Annotated in this window: 19 protein-coding genes; 16 read left to right on the top strand and 3 right to left on the bottom strand. The window is 34.6% G+C overall.

Annotated features, from left to right (window positions below):
- Positions 1–138 precede the first annotated feature (138 nt).
- From CWS01_RS00500 to phoU, 7 genes are all read left to right on the top strand, one after another.
- Positions 139–2,253, top strand: a complete 2,115-nt coding sequence (locus CWS01_RS00500; protein WP_407938515.1) for a peptidoglycan D,D-transpeptidase FtsI family protein — start codon at positions 139–141, stop codon at positions 2,251–2,253.
- A gap of 337 nt (positions 2,254–2,590) precedes the next feature.
- On the top strand, positions 2,591–4,690 hold the full coding sequence (locus tag CWS01_RS00495) for a peptidoglycan D,D-transpeptidase FtsI family protein (protein WP_101175036.1): 2,100 nt from the start codon (positions 2,591–2,593) through the stop codon (positions 4,688–4,690).
- A 313-nt stretch (positions 4,691–5,003) separates the two neighbouring features.
- The gene (locus CWS01_RS00490) at positions 5,004–5,954 is read left to right on the top strand and encodes a PstS family phosphate ABC transporter substrate-binding protein (protein WP_101175035.1); all 951 of its coding nucleotides are present in this window, start codon (positions 5,004–5,006) and stop codon (positions 5,952–5,954) included.
- 68 nt (positions 5,955–6,022) lie between these two features.
- Positions 6,023–6,973 carry a phosphate ABC transporter permease subunit PstC gene (pstC, locus tag CWS01_RS00485; protein ID WP_101175033.1) on the top strand — a complete coding sequence of 317 codons (951 nt, stop codon included), beginning with the start codon at positions 6,023–6,025 and terminating at the stop codon, positions 6,971–6,973.
- The gene (pstA, locus tag CWS01_RS00480) at positions 6,973–7,851 is read left to right on the top strand and encodes a phosphate ABC transporter permease PstA (RefSeq protein WP_101175031.1); all 879 of its coding nucleotides are present in this window, start codon (positions 6,973–6,975) and stop codon (positions 7,849–7,851) included. Before pstC ends, pstA begins: the two co-directional genes overlap by 1 nt.
- An 84-nt stretch (positions 7,852–7,935) precedes the next feature.
- Complete coding sequence (pstB, locus tag CWS01_RS00475; protein ID WP_328588878.1) at positions 7,936–8,700, top strand: phosphate ABC transporter ATP-binding protein PstB; 765 nt, start codon at positions 7,936–7,938, stop codon at positions 8,698–8,700.
- A 36-nt stretch (positions 8,701–8,736) separates the two neighbouring features.
- Entirely contained in the window at positions 8,737–9,390 is a 654-nt protein-coding gene (phoU, locus tag CWS01_RS00470) for a phosphate signaling complex protein PhoU (protein ID WP_101175029.1), read from the top strand.
- Between the two features lie 111 nt (positions 9,391–9,501).
- Here phoU and CWS01_RS00465 read toward each other — a convergent pair whose 3' ends face one another.
- Positions 9,502–9,975, bottom strand: coding sequence for an endolytic transglycosylase MltG (locus tag CWS01_RS00465; protein ID WP_101175027.1), 474 nt, complete (start codon positions 9,973–9,975; stop codon positions 9,502–9,504).
- Positions 9,968–10,360 carry a hypothetical protein gene (locus CWS01_RS00460; RefSeq protein ID WP_101175025.1) on the bottom strand — a complete coding sequence of 131 codons (393 nt, stop codon included), beginning with the start codon at positions 10,358–10,360 and terminating at the stop codon, positions 9,968–9,970. The genes CWS01_RS00465 and CWS01_RS00460 overlap by 8 nt, the downstream gene beginning before the upstream one ends.
- Positions 10,361–10,902: 542 nt before the next feature.
- On the opposite strand from CWS01_RS00460, the gene CWS01_RS00455 reads away from it, so the two are divergent.
- From CWS01_RS00455 to CWS01_RS00425, 7 genes are all read left to right on the top strand, one after another.
- Positions 10,903–11,616: a DUF4912 domain-containing protein gene (locus CWS01_RS00455; RefSeq protein ID WP_101175023.1), complete on the top strand. Its 714-nt coding sequence runs from the start codon at positions 10,903–10,905 to the stop codon at positions 11,614–11,616.
- The gene (locus tag CWS01_RS00450; protein ID WP_101175022.1) at positions 11,613–14,084 is read left to right on the top strand and encodes a glycosyltransferase; all 2,472 of its coding nucleotides are present in this window, start codon (positions 11,613–11,615) and stop codon (positions 14,082–14,084) included. The genes CWS01_RS00455 and CWS01_RS00450 overlap by 4 nt, the downstream gene beginning before the upstream one ends.
- Positions 14,085–14,143: 59 nt before the next feature.
- Entirely contained in the window at positions 14,144–14,770 is a 627-nt protein-coding gene (locus CWS01_RS00445; RefSeq protein ID WP_101175020.1) for a hypothetical protein, read from the top strand.
- A 67-nt stretch (positions 14,771–14,837) separates the two neighbouring features.
- Complete coding sequence (rpmG, locus tag CWS01_RS00440; protein WP_101175018.1) at positions 14,838–14,987, top strand: 50S ribosomal protein L33; 150 nt, start codon at positions 14,838–14,840, stop codon at positions 14,985–14,987.
- A gap of 263 nt (positions 14,988–15,250) precedes the next feature.
- Positions 15,251–15,820 (top strand): 5-formyltetrahydrofolate cyclo-ligase, encoded by a 570-nt coding sequence (locus CWS01_RS00435; RefSeq protein WP_101175016.1) that lies wholly within the window; start codon positions 15,251–15,253, stop codon positions 15,818–15,820.
- The gene (locus tag CWS01_RS00430) at positions 15,817–16,593 is read left to right on the top strand and encodes a DUF92 domain-containing protein (protein WP_101175014.1); all 777 of its coding nucleotides are present in this window, start codon (positions 15,817–15,819) and stop codon (positions 16,591–16,593) included. Before CWS01_RS00435 ends, CWS01_RS00430 begins: the two co-directional genes overlap by 4 nt.
- Before the next feature lie 72 nt (positions 16,594–16,665).
- Positions 16,666–16,854: a hypothetical protein gene (locus tag CWS01_RS00425; RefSeq protein ID WP_101175012.1), complete on the top strand. Its 189-nt coding sequence runs from the start codon at positions 16,666–16,668 to the stop codon at positions 16,852–16,854.
- 222 nt (positions 16,855–17,076) lie between these two features.
- On the opposite strand, the gene CWS01_RS00420 is transcribed toward CWS01_RS00425, so the two are convergent.
- Positions 17,077–17,949 carry a hypothetical protein gene (locus CWS01_RS00420; RefSeq protein ID WP_101175010.1) on the bottom strand — a complete coding sequence of 291 codons (873 nt, stop codon included), beginning with the start codon at positions 17,947–17,949 and terminating at the stop codon, positions 17,077–17,079.
- A 402-nt stretch (positions 17,950–18,351) separates the two neighbouring features.
- Between CWS01_RS00420 and CWS01_RS00415 the strand changes: the two genes are divergently transcribed.
- A complete protein-coding gene (locus CWS01_RS00415) occupies positions 18,352–18,558 on the top strand; it encodes a YqgQ family protein (protein ID WP_101175009.1) in 207 nt (68 codons plus the stop codon).
- Between the two features lie 12 nt (positions 18,559–18,570).
- Positions 18,571–19,533, top strand: coding sequence for an ROK family glucokinase (locus CWS01_RS00410; protein WP_101175007.1), 963 nt, complete (start codon positions 18,571–18,573; stop codon positions 19,531–19,533).
- Positions 19,534–19,662: the final 129 nt, after the last annotated feature.

The raw sequence follows: 19,662 nt of genomic DNA, 5'->3' as shown, positions 1-19,662 counted from the left end.
AACAATTTAGGGGCAGTTCAAACTTACTATACAGTTTTTTTGTTTTTGTATATGATTATGACGAATAAATTCCACCAAATTAGCAATTATCCTAGATATATCCAAAATTATTCGATAAAATAACAAGGTGGAGAAAGTGTGGTGTTTTCAATGGGGGAAAAAAAGAGAAAGAAAAAAAATCAATTTCCACTTCGGTTAAATATTTTATTTTTTGTAGTGTTTTTGCTGTTTTCTGCTTTAATACTGCGTTTAGGATTTGTGCAGATTGTCTACGGAGACGATTATAAAAGAGAATTAGAAAAAAAAGAAGATATTATTATCAGTACCCAAGTCCCTAGAGGAGAAATGTATGATCGAAATGGCCATAATATTGTCAGCAATAAGGCGAAAAATGCCATTACATATACCAACTGGGATGTAAAAGCAAAAGATATGCAAAATACGGCAGAAAAGCTTGCTAGACTAATAAAAATGGATACAGAAGATGATCTGAAAAAGATTACAGAAAGAGATAGAATTGATTATTGGATTCTTCTGCATGAGAAAAAAGCAAAAGCAAAGGTGACAAAAAAAGAAGATGCCGAGCTGCAAGAGACGTATAAAAACGATTCGAAAAAATACCAAAAAGCCTATAATGAACTTCTTCGCTCGAGAATTACGAAAGAAGAGATTAATAGTTTTTCTAAATTTGAGCTGGAAACTTTGGCAATCTACAGAGCCTTTAACAGCGGCTATTACTATACGCCGCAAATCGTAAAAAATAATGGGGTAACAGATGAAGAGTTTGCTAGAGTCAGTGAACATTTGGCGGAATTGAAAGGCGTAGATACAACAAAAGATTGGGATAGAACGTATGCTTATGGTTCCACCTTAAAAACGGTGCTTGGCAATGTATCCAGTTCACAAAGAGGGGTGCCTGCTGAAGAAAAAGACAGCTATTTGGCAAAAGGCTATAGCATGAATGATCGTGTTGGTCTCAGTTATTTAGAAAATCAATATGAAGATATTCTAAAGGGACAAAAAAAGAAAATTAAATATATAAAAGATAAAACAGGAGAAATTGTTGATTCAAAAGCTTTAACAGATGGAGAATCAGGAAAAGATCTTGTTTTGACCATTGATATGAAACTGCAGCTGGAAGTAGAAAAAATTATTGAGGAAGAATTAAAAAGAACAAAAAGGGGCTATGCAGGAACCTATCTGTTAGACAGGGCTTTTGTTGTATTAATGGATCCGAAAACAGGAGAAATTTTGACCATGGCTGGCAAAATGCTTGGCAAAGATGATAATGGCAACCAGCAGGTACAGGATTTTGCTCTTGGCAATATTACAACCTCTTATAACGTAGGATCAACGGTAAAAGGAGCGATGGTGTTAACAGGTTATAAAGAAGGAGTTATTAAGCCATATTCTGTCATACATGATGAAGTGATGCAAGTAAAGGGGTCTCCACCTTTTAAGTCATGGAAAACAATGGGTTATATTAATGACTTAACGGCATTGCAGCAATCTTCCAATGTTTATATGGCAAAAACAGCGATTGCAATTGGGAAAGGGCACTATAGTTATGGCCAGCCATTAGATACTCGTACTTCAGAGGCGATGTCCACTATTCGCAATTCATTTGGAGAATTTGGGCTTGGTGTTAGAACAGGCATTGATCTTCCAAATGAAATGGTAGGATTTAAAGGACAAGATACACAAACACCTGGTAATTTAATGTTCTTATCAATTGGACAATATGATACATATACAAATATGCAGCTTGCCCAATACGCCTCAACGATTGCAAATGGAGGCTATCGTATACAGCCTCATATGGTAAAAGAAATACGAGATCCGTCACTAGGGGAAGAAGAACTTGGAGGCATGGTGCAGGAAATTCAGCCCAAAGTATTAAATAAGGTCGATTTAGAGCCAGGCTGGATTGAGCAAGTGCAAAAAGGATTTCGCATGGTAATGACTAGCGGTACAGGAAAGGTTTTTGCAGGAGCTTCTTATCAGCCAGCAGGAAAAACAGGAACAGCCCAAGCGTTTTATGATGGACCCCTCCGCAGCAATTACAGTGCACCACCGCAAGTAATGAATCTCAGCTTAATTACGTATGCACCATCTGAAAATCCAGAAGTGGCAATGGCGGTGCTTGTCCCGTGGGCTTATACAACAAATAGTGGACCATCGCCAAACTTAACGATTGGAAAACGTGTGCTTGATAAATACTTTGAAATGAAAAAAGAAGAAACGGCTAAATAAAAAAGAACATTATTTAAAAGCAAAGGAAGCTGCAAACAATGACTTGTTATTGTTTGCAGCTTCTTTCATTTAGGAGAAGAAAGGGGAGGAAATAGTTCAAAAGAGATTTTTACACAAGGATATCTAGTTATATAGATTATGGCATTTTTCTTTTGAAATTTTTCTAAATAAAAGGGACGGTAAAAGAAAATATTAAAACAAAAAAGAAAAAGAATGAAGGGAATCTTATGGTATAGAATTCCTCTAGTAATTTATTCCAATAGGTTATTAATAGAATTATCCAAGCATTTCTATTACAATAGAACAAGAATTGATTTAAAGGAAGTGTGGCTGGAAGTTGGGAAAAAAGAAAAAAAAGAAAACTATACCAATTCGTCTTAATATTATTTTTTTCGCCGTATTTTTATTGTTTTCCGCATTGATTCTCCGTTTAGGATTTGTGCAGATTGTTTACGGTGAAGATTATAAAAGAGAGTTGGAAAAAACAGAAGACGTCACGGTAAATACATCAGTGCCTCGTGGGAAAATTTATGATACAACTGGAAAAACGATTGTTGATAACAAAGCGAAAAATGCCATAACCTATACAAATACTGGCGTAAAACAAGAAGAAATGTTGAAAACGGCAAAACTTTTGGCAACATATATTAAAAAAGATACAAAAAAAGTAACAGAACGGGATAAACAAGATTATTGGATAATAAAACATCCAAAAGAAGCAGAAAAGAAAGTAACTGCTGCAGAAAAAAAGAAATTGCAGGAAAAATATACGGATGAAGATGAATACAATCAACAGGTATATAAACTGCAGTTAGAGCGAATTACAGAACAAGAATTGAATACATTAACACAAAGTGATTTAGAAGTAATCGCCATCTACCGAGAATTTTCAAGCGGCTATAAATTAACGCCGCAAATGGTAAAAAATGAAGACGTAACAGATAAAGAACTTGCTGTTGTCAGTGAAAATTTAGAATCTCTTCCTGGAGTTGAGACGACGACGGATTGGGATCGCATGTATAAATTTAAAGATACATTAAAAACAGTGTTAGGAAATGTCAGTTCTTCAGAAAAAGGTTTGCCAGCAGAGAAGCTGGAGTATTATGAGTCAAGGGGATACAGCCGTAATGATCGTGTCGGCACAAGCTATTTAGAATTAGAATATGAAGATGTATTAAAAGGCCAAAAAGAGAAGGTTCGCAATAAAACCGATAAATCTGGAAATATCACCAGTACAGAAGTTATTGCAGAAGGACAACGAGGAAATGATTTAGTACTTTCTATTGATATGGAGCTGCAATTAAAAGTCGAAAAAATTATTGAAGAAGAGCTTCGCACAGCAAAACAATCGGCAGGAACAAGCCTTTTAGACCGTGCCTATGTGGTGTTAATGGACCCAGATACCGGTGAAGTGCTGTCAATGGCTGGGAAACGATTAGAAAAAAATTCTGAAACAGGGAAAATGGAAATGACGGATGATGCCCTTGGAAATATTACAACAACCTATAATGTGGGATCTGTTGTAAAGGGTGCGACCGTTTTAGCAGGATATAAAACTGGTGCAATTTCCCCAGGAACAGTATTAAGTGATACAGGGCTAAAAATTGCTGGGACTCCATTAAAAAAATCATGGACATATATGGGAGATATTAATGATTTAACGGCATTGCAAAGGTCTTCCAATGTGTATATGTTCAGAACAGCAATAAAAATTGCAGGGGGAACCTATGCATACAATCAGCCATTAGATTTACACTCATCTGCTTTTACAACAATGCGCAATTATTATGCACAATTTGGATTAGGTGTCAGAACAGGAATTGATCTGCCTAATGAACAAACTGGTTTTAAAGGGGCTAGCACTAAACCTGGATTTTTGCTGGATTTAGCAATTGGGCAGTATGATACGTATTCTACTATGCAGTTGGCGCAATATGTTTCTACCATTGCCAATGGCGGAAAACGAATGGAACCACATATTGTAAAAGAGATAAGGGAGCCTGTTTCCGATGAAAACGAGCTTGGACCAATAGTAGAAACGATTAAACCGAAAGTATTAAATACAATCGATGCAAAACAAGCGTGGATTGAAAGAGTGCAGCTAGGCTTTAAAATGGTTGCACAAACTCCTAAAGGTACAGTATACAGTGCGTTAGGAGGAAAATCCTATTCGCCTGCTGCGAAATCAGGAACAGCCCAAGCATTTTATGATGGTCCGTCTAGAAGCAATTATGATGAACCTCCAGAAGTTATGAATTTAAGTTTAATCAGCTATGCACCTTCTGACAATCCAGAAGTGGCAATGGCTGTATTAGTTCCATGGGCGTATCAAGGCAGTGTAGATAATGGAATAAACAAAAAAATTGGTGAAAGAGTGCTAGATGCTTATTTTGACCTGAAAAAAGAGCGCCAAAAAGAGAGTTCTTCGGAAGACTAGGATTAAATAACAAAAGAATAAGGGAAAAAATTAGGGTAAAACTATTTGTACATAGTTTTACCTTTTTTTATTAGGGGGGGTGTTAAACGTAGCTATTTCGTATAATCGGTTAGTAAATCTTTTATATGATAAGCAAACTAGCCTCAAATAATGAATTTAATAGTGGTCAAATTTTCCGGCAAATTCGAGTTATCCTGTTACTTTTTATCTATAAATTTACACAAGATTTACATTTGATTAAAACTAAATTAATACAAGAATATTATAGTTAACATGTAAAGAAAAACAACCATCCTTAGGGGGAATAAAGAAAATGAAGAGCTTAAAAAGACTAGGATCTGTAGCAATGATTGGAGCTGTACTTACGCTTGCTGCCTGTGGTGGAACGGGAGCAAATAATGCAAATAGTGATTCAGCTGAAAAACAACTTGAAGGACAAATAAAAGTTGATGGATCATCAACTGTTTATCCAATAATGGAGGCAGTTGTAGAAGAATATCAAGCGGAACAGCCAAAAGTAAAAGTTTCTGTTGCTTCATCAGGAACAGGCGGTGGGTTTAAATCATTTATCGCTGGGGAAACAGATCTTAGCAATGCATCACGTCCAATTAAGGATGAAGAAAAAGCTCAATTAGAAGAAAAAGGAATTGATTATACAGAATTACGATTAGCATATGACGGTTTATCCGTTGTTGTAAATAAAGAAAATACATGGGTTGATCATTTAACACTAGATGAATTAAAGAAAATTTGGCTAGAAGATGGAAAAACAAAAAAATGGTCTGATATTCGTGAAGGATGGCCAGCAGAAGAAATTAAAATGTATTCTCCTGGAACGGATTCTGGTACATTTGATTATTTTGATGAGGTTATTTTAGAAGAACAACCAATTAATGAAAAAGCAACTTTATCAGAAGATGATAATGTATTAGTACAAGGGGTTACAGGAGACAAAAATGCTATCGGTTATTTTGGTTATGCTTATTATGCAGAAAATAAAGATAAATTAAAAGTAGTGCCAATTGATGGAGGAAATGGACCTGTAGAACCTACAAATGAAACAGTAGAAAGCGGAGAATATGCTCCATTATCAAGACCATTGTTCACATATGTTAAAAATGAGTCATTGAAAAAAGAAGAAGTACAAGATTTTGTTGAATTTACAATTGACCAGGCAGCAGCACTTTCAGAAGATGTGGGTTATGTAAAACTTCCAGATGAAGAATACAAAAAAGATTTAGAAGCAATTAAAGCAGTTAAGTAAGGAAGTGAATGGAAAGCTTTTTACTAAAAGCTTTCCATCTTGGCATGTGGATAAAGGGGGATTTAACAATGAGTGCACAAGATTCAACACACCAATCATACTCCGTTCAAGAAATGATCGAAGAAAAGAAGAAAAAAGCAAGTGCAAGTCAATTATTAGAGAAACTAATGCCGAAAGTATTGTTAGTAACAGCTATTCTTTCCATTATGACAACATTAGGAATACTCCTGACATTAATTGTCGAGACATTCACTTTTTTTGAAAAAGTTTCTATTATTGAATATATTACAGCAAAAAAATGGTATCCATTTTCTGAACCAGGATCTTTTGGCATAATGCCATTAATTGCAGGAACAATAAAAGTAACATTAATTGCAGGAATTGTTGCAGTGCCAATTGGGCTTAGTTCTGCCATTTATTTAAGTGAATACGCAAGCGATAAGACAAGACGCATTATAAAGCCGATATTAGAAGTACTTGCAGGTATCCCAACCATTGTTTACGGATTTTTTGCTTTAACATTTGTAACACCTGTACTAAGAGAAATTATTCCTTCCTTGGAAATGTTTAATGCGTTAAGTCCTGGTATTGTCATCGGTATTATGATTACACCAATGATTGCGTCTTTATCTGAGGATGCAATGAGCTCTGTACCGAGATCAATGCGTGAAGGAGCCTTAGCTCTTGGATCAACAAAGCTTGAAGTTTCTTTAAAGGTGGTTCTGCCAGCTGCCGTTTCAGGAATTGTTTCTTCCATTGTGTTAGCTTTATCAAGAGCAATTGGGGAGACAATGATTGTTGCAGTTGCCGGGGGAAGTACACCAAACTTAAATCTTAATGTAACAGAATCCATTCAAACGATGACAGCATATATTGTTCAAGTTTCTCAAGGGGATGCAGGTTATGGTACAACTATTTATTACAGTATTTATGCTGTTGGTTTTACTTTATTCCTATTTACTCTACTAATGAACTTACTTGCACAATTTATCTCTCGAAAGTTTAGGGAGGAATATTAATGAAACTGATTGACCATACAAAAGTACTGCAAAAAATGAAACCGAGACTTATAACAAATACCATATTAAAAGCATTGTTCTTTTGTGCGACTATGTTTGGGTTAGTTGTTTTAGGAATTCTTTTTTATCGGGTATTGACTCAAGGAATTGGCTATTTGGATCTGCAATTTTTGCAAAGTTTGCCATCTCGTAAACCTGAGCAAGCGGGAGTTTATACGGCATTAATCGGAACTGTGTGGCTAATGGCGGTTGTTGCCCCTGTTTCTTTGTTAATCGGAGTTGGAACAGCTATTTATTTAGAAGAATATGCAAAGAAAAATAAATTTACAAATTTTATCCAAATCAATATATCGAATTTGGCAGGAGTTCCTTCCATTGTATTCGGTTTGTTAGGATTAACACTATTTGTCCGTGCATTAACATTGGGCACAAGTGTTTTAGCAGCAGGGTTAACGATGAGTTTATTAGTATTGCCTGTTATTATCGTCGCTTCCCAAGAAGCCATTCGTTCTGTACCAAATGAACTTAGAGAAGCATCCCTTGGGATGGGTGCAACCAAATGGCAAACGATTGTTCGTGTGGTAATGCCAGCAAGTATCCCTGGTATATTAACAGGGGGAATTTTAGCATTATCACGTGCTATTGGGGAAACAGCACCCCTTGTAGTACTTGGATTGCCGCTTTTCTTAGCATTTTTACCGAGAACGGTATTTGACATGTTTACTGTATTGCCAATGCAAATATACAACTGGACAGGTAGACCACAAGAAGAGTTTCAAGGTCTAGCAGCAGCAGGTATTCTCGTTTTATTACTGTTATTGATTGTAATGAACTCGATAGCTGTTTTGATTCGAAATAAATTTCAAAAACGTTATTAATTTTTAGTTCCTAAAGGGGGATTTCCGTTGAATATGTCAGTAATGTCAAAACCGGAAAAGAAAAATGTAGAGGTTGAAAAAGAAATGCCGACAAAAGAAAGTGTATATGAAACAAACCAATTAAACCTTTGGTATGGAGAAAATCATGCATTAAAAAATATTAATTTAGATATTAAGGCAAATGAAGTAACATCCATTATTGGACCTTCAGGATGCGGAAAGTCTACGTATATTAAAACATTAAATCGTATGATTGAATTAGTGCCAGGCGTAAGAACTTCTGGTGAAATAAACTATCGTGGCCGAAATATCTTCGATAAAGATTATGGGGTAGAAGAACTTCGTACAAAAGTGGGCATGGTCTTTCAAAAACCAAATCCTTTTCCGAAATCTATTTTTGAAAATGTTGTGTATGGACCAAAAATTCATGGTATTCGCGATAAAAAAATCTTAATGGAAATTGCCGAAAAAAGTTTAAGAGGTGCAGCTATTTGGGATGAAGTAAAAGACCGTCTTCATCAAAATGCTTTCGGTTTGTCAGGAGGTCAGCAGCAGCGTTTGTGTATTGCAAGATGTTTAGCAATTGAACCAGATGTTATTTTAATGGATGAACCAACTTCTGCCCTTGATCCAATCTCTACTTTAAAAGTAGAAGAATTAGTTCATGAGCTGAAAGAAAACTTCAGCATTATTATCGTGACACATAATATGCAGCAAGCTGCACGTATTTCCGATAAAACAGCCTTTTTCCTTAGTGGTGAAGTGATAGAGTATGATCAAACAGACAAAATTTTCTCTAACCCAAAAGATCAGCGGACAGAAGATTATATTACTGGTCGATTTGGCTAATAGGCAGATTACTTTACAAAAAGGAGCGAAACATAAATGGTTGTTAGAGAAAACTTTGAATTAGGCTTAAAAGAGTTGCAAACAAAATTAACAGAGATTGGCGAATTTTCCATTGAAGCATTGCATCAATCATTAGAAGCATTAGAAACGAAAAATGTAGACTTAGCACTTCAGATTATTGATAATGATGCGAAAGCAGATATGATGTATGAAGACATCAATGATTTTGCGATTTTGCTAATTGCCAAACAGCAGCCTGTTGCCATTGATTTGCGCAGAATTATTATTGGCATTAAAATTGCGACAGATATTGAAAGAATTGCAGATTTTGCGGTAAATATCGCGAAAGCAACGATTCGCATCGGCAATCAAGAACTGGTAAAGCCAATTGTGCATGTGAAAAAAATGTTGGAAATTACAAGCACTATGCTTCAATTAGCGTTAAAAGCTTATAATGAAGAAGATGTAAAGCTAGCAAAAAAAATTGCCGAGATGGACGATGAAGTAGATGACTTAAATACACAGGCCATTCGAGAACTTATGGAAATCAGCAGACAAAAACCTGAGTTTGTGCAGCAAATTTCTCAGTTATCATTTGTTTGCAGATACCTTGAACGCGCAGCAGACCATACAACCAATATTGCAGAAAATGTTTTTTATCTTGTAAAAGGAAGACATTACGATTGGTAATAAAAACCTCCTATTATTTGATTATATGGTCCATATAATCAAAATAATAGGAGGTTTTTAGCATTTTCTATATGTTTGCAGTTTTTTGTTTATTCCTACTTTCGACAACTGTTATTTGGTAATCAGTTCCGCAATTTGTTTATAAGTCATATCCTTTTTAATTGTATATTTTCCAATTTGAACTTTTGTATGGTAACCTTTTTGAATTAAAAACTGTGCAAATTTCTTTTCATTTTTGATCATATTTTTATTTGCAAGCTTTTTGGCTATTTCTTCTGTACTCATCCCTTTCACAATATGAAGCTGATAAGAAGAAGGAGATGTTTTTTCTGCTTCTGTTTTTATGTTTTCTGTTTCATTGGATGGAAGGGCAGTCTGATTTTCAAGTGTTGCAATTTTTGTTTGCAGCTGTTCATAATCTGTTTTGCTTAAGATAGTATATCCCTTTTCCATCACAACTCTTTTCGATTCTTCTAGATCGGACGTTGTATTTTTTTCTTTATCTTGCAAGAAGTAAAAGACGCCTATTAGGGAAATAGAAAAAAATATCCCAAATGCAAAGGCTCTGATTTTATGTTTATTCATCTAACTTTCCGTTCTCCTTTGCTTCCATAATAATACGCTCCACTTCATAGATGGATAATGATGATTGATTGGCAATTTGCTCAACAGGGATACCTTGGGAGGCTAACGACCATATTTGGTTTTTGATAATAGCATGTATAGAACTTCCTGCATTGGCCTTTACTGGGGCTGTAGTGCTGTAATTAGACGACAAATCTATCGTATCAAGCAAAAGTTCCTCTTCTAATAGTTTTAATTTTTTTTTCACTTTATGTAATTCCTGATATGTTTGCAAGGATAATTGATCCATTGTATCTTGCAGCGATTTATAAGGATCTTTTGCAAAAAAAGAAAAGATAAATAAAAGGACGGAAACTCCTAATAAGCTAAGCATAACAATTAACATAAATAATGAATTCACCTCTAAATTATATAAGTATTTACTAGTATCTTACCATTTTCCTTATATGATGCAATGGTTCCTAAACAACTGCAATAAAAAAGAGAAAAAGAAGTGAGGATGCAAACAAAAAGTTAGGAGTTTGCTTTAGAAATTTGCAAAGAAGATGAGAAATTGTCGGATTATTAGAGGGGACTATGCGTACAAATGTCGAAAGAATAAGGCTGATTGTGTCAAAATGAGGCATCGGAAAAAAATATCCAGCAAAAATCTCTGGAGATAGTGAGATAGGCATTTTACGACAAAATCTGTTCATTGTAGCATCTATTAATCAGTGATAACATAGTAGTATAAATAAATTGCCATAAATCCAGCATCTCATGCATACAATACTAGATTTGCTTAATGTTTATTGAATGCGTTCATTTATCTTCTGTGAACTTCCCTTCTTATGGAATCAAAAAAATTTAGAAATCCTATAAAAAAGAGAAAAAACCATTTGTTTAAAATAACATAACTTATATTCTAAAAAAAGGGGTGCTACTTTCTTGCTAGAACAAATCCTTGAACTAAGAAGAAAGGGACTGTCCTTTCGAAAAATCGCCAAAGAATTAGGGTCTACGGTCGGCAAAGTCCAATATCAATGGAATAAGTATATGAAAAGTTTACAAGAAGAGGAGCAAAATCCAGCAGATACAGAAGAAGAGAGCAAGAGGCCAAAAGCAAATGATAAATGTGCAATCGCTTTTTCCAACCAATTAATGAAGACAAGCATCCAAGAGTTGCTCGGCAATAATGGCATGGAAGCAAGAGTTTCAGCAGAAACAAGTGCTTTTGTATTTTGGAGAATTCCCCAAGGCAAATGGTGCATCTTGTTTCAATATTATGGAATCAAGCAGGATGAATGCGCTTTTATCCTGAAAATAAATGATATCACAAGCATTATCTATAATGGACATAATGCACACTCAACCAAAAAAATTGAATTGCAAAATGGCATAGAGCATGCTGTTATCCAGGATTTAAAGGCAAATCGCAGCTACTGTTTTGAAGTGGGAGTACTTGATTATTATCAGACATTTATTCCTATCTTGCAATCTAATCCAATCCAGCTTCCAAGAACGAATAAAAATCACACAGGCAGTTTAGCTAGTGATATGGAGACATGGGTAAAAGGAAATTTAGCTGCTCCAAATTGGATCGAACATGTCAGCACATATAGCTATTATGAAATGGAACGGGAGGATGTGAAGAAAAAATGAATTATTCTTATTTTCAAGCAATCGTATATGCGAATCTTCCATTTATCAACCTATTTTCAAAAAAACAGAATACAAGAAATAAATTATACAAAGAGTCTGCTTCCTTCCTTAATTTTTTGCAATATGTAGAGCAGGAGAAAGAACATTACCCCATTCAGCTTGCCATCCCTCCATGCTATTATGACATACTTGAAATGCCATTTTTTCAAAAAGAGATGACTGAATTTTTGGAAAAAAATAAAGAGAATTATGAAAAAGAGCTTCAATATTGGAATGAGTATTCAAAGCAGTTGAACAAGGGAATCAGCTATTTGTTAGCACAAAATAAAATAGAGATATTAGCGAGTGCTGCAACATTTAGCGAGTTAACAAACCTGAACACTAAAAAAGGCATTCGAAAGCATATAGATAAAGGACGATCTATTATTGAAAGAGTATTTAATTATAAACCAACAGGATTTTGGTTTCCCAATGGCAGCTACACACCAGGATTGGATTTGCATGTGAAAAATGCTGGCTTTGAATTTAGCTTTCTGAAAGGAGAGACAATTAAATTCAGCGATCCTCTTCCTACAGAAGAAGGCACCGCTGTTGTCTCTCCACATGGATTAATGTTTTTTCCCATTGAAGAATCATTAACTACCATTATTCAAAACACACAAAACAATAGAAATGATATACAAAACGAAATAGTTTCGATTGTAAATGCTTATAATCATTATAGACATCAAGGTGTTATTACTCTGGCGATAGAGTTATCAACGTTTAATGAAAGACGGAGCGAATTAAATAAAGGCATGATGTATGTAATCGACGAAGGGTTTATTGCCAATATTTCTCCAGCTGCTTATCAAAAACAATTTAAAGAAGAGTTAGATCAAGTACATCTGTGCGCAAGTTGTTTGAAAAATAAAGATGCTTCTACTTTTATCGAATTTGGCACATATTATGCTGCTAGTTCCTTTGTTGAAAAACAATGGGAATATATTATGAACACTCCTGAATTTTATGCTCATACAAGGGTAATAGCACAGTTGGAAAAAGAATGGATTTTACTTGCCGGACTGCTTTCTGAGGTGAATGAAGAAAATAAGGAATTGGTAGAAAATCATATACAAGCAGCGGAAAAATTGCTTTCGTTTTTGCAAGGGTCTTATGATGTTGAGTGGCTGCAAGAAAGAGAAAAAGAAGTTTTTGTCTTAAATGATGCAATGATTCAAACAGGGTCAAAAGAAATAGGAAACAAACAAAATAGCAAAAAAAAGATGTTAATCCTTTCATGGGAATATCCTCCAAATATAGTAGGAGGGCTTGGAACGCATGTTGCTGGCTTAACGAACAGTTTAGCGAAAAAAGGATATGAAGTACATCTTATTACAGCACAAAATATAAAATTAGAAGAGTTAGATAGAGAAGAACAAGCTGGCTTATTTGTATATAGAGTAAAACCGTTAAATAGTTTAGAAGAAAATTTTATTCATTGGATTGCTGGATTAAATATGAGAATGTGGGAGAAAGGGATGGAACTGGCATCATCAATTGATTTTGATTTCATTCAAGCACATGATTGGCTTGTAGGTGCCGCAGCCATTTCCCTGCAAAAAGAATGGAATATCCCTCTTATCTCGACCATCCATGCAACTGAACATGGAAGAAATGGCGGAATTCATACGGAAATGCAAAAGTTTATTCATGAGAAAGAAAGTCAATTGATTCAAGAATCGAATGGAGTTATTGTTTGCAGCGATTATATGAAGGAAGAACTGATTCGAATTTTTCAAGCCGATCAAAATAAAATATATACAATACCAAATGGAATTGATATGTCATTTTTCTATGAAAGAGCCTATGATGCCATTAGTGACTTGCCTATTAGCAGCGAAAAAACGGTTGTTTTTGCCATTGGAAGGCTTGTGAAAGAAAAGGGATTTGGAACATTGCTCGAAGCAGCAAAAACAATCAGCATGTACAACCAAAAGGTATGTTTTGTTCTTGCCGGAGTTGGTCCAATGTATGAGGAATATAAAAATTATATAGAAAGAAACGAGTTGCAATCCGTGGTCTTTTTAATCGGCTACTTGCAGGAAGACAGAAAGAAAGCATTATATGAACGAGCAGATATTGTAGTAATACCGAGCCATTATGAACCATTTGGCATGGTTGCATTAGAGTCCCTTGTTTACGCAAAACCAACGATTATTAGCAATACTGGTGGTTTAAAAGCAATAGCAGAACATCAAAAAAGCGGAATAGTGATTGAACCTGGAGATACAGAACAACTTATCCAAGGAATTGACTTTTTATTGGAAAATGAAAAGTCAGCAGAAGAGATAGGGAAAAATGGAAGAAAACTGGTGGAACAATTATTTGGCTGGAATCGCATTGGGGATGAAACCATGAGAGTATTTGATGAAGTGGCTATCCAGCATAAAATGAAAGAGACGGTGCAGGAAATCGGCAATTCATAATCGCTTTGGAAGGATTTTTGCTGAAGCAATAAAAATAAACTAAAAAAGGTGAAATGAGGATGAAATCAGAGGCGTACTTAAATGAAGATTATCAATGTATTCAAAAAGAAGCTACCGGCGGAAGATTGATCAGCACTCCTGGCATATGGATAGATGGAAAAACTTATTGGATACAGAATGGATATGAGAAATTAATTCCTGACCATTCTGTTTCGGTGCATATAAAACATCTATCTAAACACTCAAAAATCCAATATAGCGAGATTTATGTAAGAAATCATTCCCCTGTTACAAAACAGTTGAAAATATTGATGCTGAATCATTATACGAAACCTTTTAAAGAGCATTTAGCCTTTGTTTCTCCTACTGATAATATGATTTTTCACTCTATTGACGAGGATTTATTTCTAGTAAACGGTGAATGCAATGGATGCAGAATGGAGCAAAGAACGATCCAGCCCTATTGGAATATCCATACAGAACATATATGGAGCAAACATGGAACTGGAATTTTAAAATACCAGCCAATGGGAAAAGGTGCCTCGGTTAGTATCTTCTCCTTAAATGTAGAAATAAATCCTCATTCCTCGGCAATTGGCAGAGCATGGAATATTCATGGAAAAGAAAAACAAGATGTAATGGTTATGAATTCTTATCTAATAAAAAATCATACTAGCATTTCCTAACAAAAAGTGTTATCATATAAAAGTCGTATGCACGAACTAGTATAGCAATAGTTTGGAGGGAAATAACATGCGTGTAAACATTACGTTAGCTTGCACAGAATGTGGAGATCGTAACTACATTTCTAAAAAAAATAAACGAAATAACCCAGATCGTCTTGAGCTAAAAAAATATTGCTCAAGAGAAAAACGTACTACAACTCACCGCGAAACAAAATAAGCAGAGGGGATATCCCTTCTGTTTTTTTTGTATACAAATTTTTTAGGGAAGAACTCTTTAAAAAGGCTCTTTTTGTAATCTTTGTTGAAATTAATTTATACAATCAGTTAATTGAATAGAAAAACAAGGGGTTAGCTGAATGAAACCATACAAAAAACAGCAATAGCAATCACTGCAAAAAAGAGAAACCCTGCATATGCAATTTTAGATGTAGGGCAATAGAAATGAACTAGCTATCAGCTAAAAAACGAGGAGGCGACATAATGAAGCAGCCAAAGTATATCGTTCGCAAACAAATAAAAGAAAAATTAAGTATACTAACGAAAGAGCAGCATATAAAATTATCACAGGAAATTGCAGAAAAACTATTTGCAGATCCTCTATTTATACAAGCAAACAGCATTGGCGTTACGATTTCGAATTTTCCTGAAGTAGATACATACGAAATCATTCGTCGTGCATGGGAGTTGGGGAAAACAGTAAGTGTGCCAAAATGTTTGCCAAAAACAAAAGGAATGGCCTTTCGAAAACTAACATCCTTTGATCAACTAGAAACCGTATATAGCGGTTTGCAAGAGCCGATAGAAAAGGCCACAGAGGAAACAGCATCTAGAGAAATAGATCTATTAATCGTTCCAGGACTAGGCTTTACAAAAGAAGGTTTTCGGCTTGGATTTGGCGGGGGCTATTATGATCGCTATTTAATGAATTATGTGGGGAAAACATTATCCCTAGCATTTGAAAAACAGCTAATGGCGGATTTGCCAATAGAAGCTCATGATTTGCCAGTTGATAAAATGATTACAAATAAAGGTGTATATATCCCGACATGATTACCTTCGTATATATGTTGATTATTTTCTTTGTAGTTGTATTGGCAAAAAAAGTTCGATTTTTAAATAGCAGCGGGAGTATTGCTGCATTTTTTGTAGGAATCTGTATTGCTTTAGGGTTAGGATATAAAGGATTATTACTTTTAGGCGTTTTTTTTCTGTCATCTAGTCTTTTATCCAAGTACAAAAAAAGCCAAAAAAGCATGATGGAGGAAAAGGCGGAAAAGGGCAGTGAACGAGATGCTTTTCAAGTAATGGCCAATGGCGGGGCGGCGTCTGTTGCAAGTCTTGTTTATCTTGTTACAAATGAAGCGCTTTGGATATATCTATTTGCTATTTTAATTGCTTCTTCTAACTCAGATACATGGGCATCGGAAATTGGCACATTAAGCAAAAAACAACCTCTGTCTATTAAAAATTTTCGTTTGGAAGAAACAGGAACATCTGGAGCAGTAAGTGTACTTGGTACTGTTGCCGCTATTTGCGGTTCCTTTTTTATTGCATTATGTGCCTTTTTTCTTTTTCCGATATCGGTAAAAGAGATGGTAATCATTGGCGTGTTTGGATTCGTTGGAAATTTATTGGATACCTTATTAGGTGCTTTGCTTCAAGCTGGATATCAATGTAAAGTATGTGGAAAAATGGTTGAGAAAAGAATCCATTGTGGGAAAGAGACTATCAAGAAAAAAGGGTTTGCTATTTTAAATAATGATGTTGTCAATATTTTATCAGGTATATTTGCCGCATTATTAGCACTTTTTGTTTTTGTGTAAATGGTAGTTAGAATAAAATTGTATGGATAAAAGTTTGCTTTTTCTCCAAACTAAGAGTTAGGAGGGATGAAAATGCCGAAAATTTTCTCCATTTTGTTAATCGGATTAAGCGGATATTATCTGATAAAAAAACGTTATCGTATTTTAAACACAGTTTTAAGAAGTAGATTATTGCGTAAATACTTAATAAAGTTTGCGATGAACTTGCCGGGTTTGCGCAATCAAATGATGAGTACGGTTTTTTCAAAACCAACAAGCTAATGAAAAAGGCCTTTTTGGTCTTTTTTTCGTGTAATCTACTTTTTAGCAACAGTATTTGTTGGTAATGAAAATAGATAAAGCTTTTAAAAAGGCTGTTTCTAAAAGTTTATTGCTTATGGAATAAGAGAGAAAAACTTTTAGAATTACTGATCCTGTGGGTTAAACAGTAACAATCTATACGAAAATAGCTTGAAAGATATATCCTAAGAGAAAGGCAGCAAATTATAAAGTAGAAATTTGCTGTCTTAGAATAATAGATTCTCCATTTTTTGTGGTAAATTCAACTAAAAGATGATCTTTGGCGATAAGAATAATAGGGATTGTGCTACCGATTGGATCTATTATATCTCCATCGGCGGTTCTAATTCCTAGGAAATAATTTTTATATAGTCCTTCCATCAGTTGTCCGATGATTTTGGCTGTTTGTTGTTTTGTAAATCCCTTTAGGGGTTCTTCGTTAAACTTTTCAAGGTCTGTCAATAAAAGTCGAAGGGGATATTGTTCAAGTGACAGCTGATTTTTTTTTATGCTTTGATTGAAATAATAATAAAGATATTCTTTTGTCTGAGAATCTAGGAGTTTTTTCCATTTTGTTTCATCCTGATTTTTTGCATTTCGGAAAGCTTTTGCTTGATTATCATATTTTGAATTGACCACATACAAAAAATCGTCTGTTATTTTTTGCGAACTGAATATACGTTCATTTTTGTCATGGATCTCTGCATAATGAAAGGAGATTGCTTCGAACTTTTTGCTTTCCTTTTCAACAACTGTTTTCCTTTCTGATAATTCCATTGTATTTTGTTTCCATTCCCCCATTTTGCTGACAAGTTTGCCATTTGCATATAATAAGCTCATATTTTGTCTTAAATAGGCACGTTTATTAAGATTCGATGTTGTTTCCCATTCGATGCTGTATTCATCATATTTTTGATTCTGCAGCTGAATGGAAGTCTCTGCCTTTGGAAATGAGACAGTTGGATCAATTGGAAAATATGTAATGCTTTCTTTTGCAATTTGATTTTGCTGAAATACATAAAATACAGAAATAAGAACAGCTAATGACAAACTTAATAATATAAAATCTCTTTTCATTTCCATTCCCCATTATAAATATTTTCATTTGCATTGTTATTCGTTGAAAAATAAGTTGCCAAGTTAAAACAGAATAAAACTTTACATATTATATGATGGATAAGCTTTATTCATGTTTGCTGTTTTATCAAGCATTAATGGGCTTTTGACAACACTTAAAGGAATAGGAGGAATTAAGAGAAATCTAAGCAGGCAGAAACTTGGTTGTAAAAGTCCAATTGTCAGTTTCCCTTTATCTTTTTAGTTTGTAACAAGTTATTCGAAATTTCAGGAAAAAAATATTTGATAAAAAAGACAATCTTGAGGAAAAGGAAAAATTGTTTTATACTAAAAATGAAAACGATTTACATGGATTAAGTTCTGTTAATCTATTGAAATAAAAAGAACTGATAGAGGGTTAAAATGAAAACAATTTATGACATACAGCAATTTTTAAAACAATATGGAACAATTATTTATATCGGAGATCGAATTGGCGATTTAGAGTTAATGAAATCTGAAATAGAAGAACTATACAGATCTCAATTAATAGATAAACAAGAATTTGAATCTGCATTATTTTTATTAAATCAAGAAATTGTGCATCTTAAAGAAGACAGAGAGAAGTAAGGGGAGAAGAGTATGGAACAGAAATGGGTTATTGGTGTTGATTTAGGCGGAACAACGGTAAAAATAGCTTTTTTAACAATAGCGGGTGATTTAATTGATAGTTGGGAAATTCCTACAGATAACTCAGAAGAAGGAAAAAACATTACAATAGATATCGCAAAATCGATTGAGGAAAAATTAAATAAATGGAATCACTCGAAACAAGAGGTAGCAGGTGTAGGGATGGGAGCGCCTGGTCCATTTGATTATGAAACAGGAATTATTTATAATACAGTCAATTTAGGATGGCCAGATAATTTTCCGCTAAAAGAGAGATTAGAAGCAGAATTAGGCCTGCCTGTTATTATTGATAATGATGCAAATTGTGCTGCTTTAGGAGAAATGTGGAAAGGTGCAGGGGCTGGCAGCAAAGATTTAGTATGTGTGACGCTCGGTACTGGTGTAGGCGGCGGTGTAATTGTGAACGGGAATATTGTTCAAGGAGTTAAAGGAGCTGCCGGTGAGATTGGCCATTTAACATCTGTGGTAGAAAATGGGGCACCATGCAATTGCGGCAAAACTGGCTGTTTGGAAACAATTGCTTCGGCAACAGGAATTGTAAGAGTAGCAAAAGAATTTTTAGCAGATGCTAAAACAACAGGTGAATTGCAGACAACTTTAAATGAACAAGGCACGTTTACTGCAAAAGATGTCTTTGATGCAGCAAGAAATGGGGATAAGATTGCTTGTGATGTGATTTCTTATATTGCCCAGCATTTAGGATTAGCATTAGCGAATATTGCTAATATATTAAATCCAGAAAAGATTGTTTTAGGCGGCGGTGTGTCTAAAGCGGGTGATGTACTTTTAAAGCCTGTAGAAGAATATTTTAAAGCATATTCTTTTAAGGGCGTGGCACAGTCCACTAAACTATATGTCGCTACATTAGGAAATGCGGCAGGAGTAATTGGGGCAGCCTGGTTAGCAAAAGCATAAAAAATAAATAGTTTAAAAAAGGATTTCACTAAATTTGTTTTTTTATTTTTAAAACATTTTTAGTGCAGATCCTTTTTTTATTGGAGAATGGAAAAACGGTGCTTGTTTTATAAAAAATGAAACCTTTTT

The sequence above is a fragment of the Niallia nealsonii genome (assembly GCF_002835805.1).
Taxonomy (GTDB): domain Bacteria; phylum Bacillota; class Bacilli; order Bacillales; family Cytobacillaceae; genus Niallia; species Niallia nealsonii.
Note: the sequence above shows the minus strand (reverse complement) of the source record. Positions and strands in the feature narration are given on the sequence as shown.

Excerpts from the sequence above, each read along its gene's own strand:
- phoU (WP_101175029.1), top strand. The coding sequence starts at position 8,737 with ATGGTTGTTAGAGAAAACTTTGAATTAGGCTTAAAAGAGTTGCAAACA.
- CWS01_RS00450 (WP_101175022.1), top strand. The coding sequence starts at position 11,613 with ATGAATTATTCTTATTTTCAAGCAATCGTATATGCGAATCTTCCATTT.
- CWS01_RS00445 (WP_101175020.1), top strand. The coding sequence starts at position 14,144 with ATGAAATCAGAGGCGTACTTAAATGAAGATTATCAATGTATTCAAAAA.
- pstA (WP_101175031.1), top strand. The coding sequence starts at position 6,973 with ATGAAACTGATTGACCATACAAAAGTACTGCAAAAAATGAAACCGAGA.
- CWS01_RS00460 (WP_101175025.1), bottom strand. The coding sequence starts at position 10,360 with ATGTTAATTGTTATGCTTAGCTTATTAGGAGTTTCCGTCCTTTTATTT.
- pstC (WP_101175033.1), top strand. The coding sequence starts at position 6,023 with ATGAGTGCACAAGATTCAACACACCAATCATACTCCGTTCAAGAAATG.
- CWS01_RS00415 (WP_101175009.1), top strand. The coding sequence starts at position 18,352 with ATGAAAACAATTTATGACATACAGCAATTTTTAAAACAATATGGAACA.
- CWS01_RS00465 (WP_101175027.1), bottom strand. The coding sequence starts at position 9,975 with ATGAATAAACATAAAATCAGAGCCTTTGCATTTGGGATATTTTTTTCT.
- CWS01_RS00425 (WP_101175012.1), top strand. The coding sequence starts at position 16,666 with ATGCCGAAAATTTTCTCCATTTTGTTAATCGGATTAAGCGGATATTAT.
- rpmG (WP_101175018.1), top strand. The coding sequence starts at position 14,838 with ATGCGTGTAAACATTACGTTAGCTTGCACAGAATGTGGAGATCGTAAC.
- CWS01_RS00420 (WP_101175010.1), bottom strand. The coding sequence starts at position 17,949 with ATGAAAAGAGATTTTATATTATTAAGTTTGTCATTAGCTGTTCTTATT.
- CWS01_RS00435 (WP_101175016.1), top strand. The coding sequence starts at position 15,251 with ATGAAGCAGCCAAAGTATATCGTTCGCAAACAAATAAAAGAAAAATTA.
- pstB (WP_328588878.1), top strand. The coding sequence starts at position 7,936 with ATGCCGACAAAAGAAAGTGTATATGAAACAAACCAATTAAACCTTTGG.
- CWS01_RS00430 (WP_101175014.1), top strand. The coding sequence starts at position 15,817 with ATGATTACCTTCGTATATATGTTGATTATTTTCTTTGTAGTTGTATTG.
- CWS01_RS00410 (WP_101175007.1), top strand. The coding sequence starts at position 18,571 with ATGGAACAGAAATGGGTTATTGGTGTTGATTTAGGCGGAACAACGGTA.
- CWS01_RS00490 (WP_101175035.1), top strand. The coding sequence starts at position 5,004 with ATGAAGAGCTTAAAAAGACTAGGATCTGTAGCAATGATTGGAGCTGTA.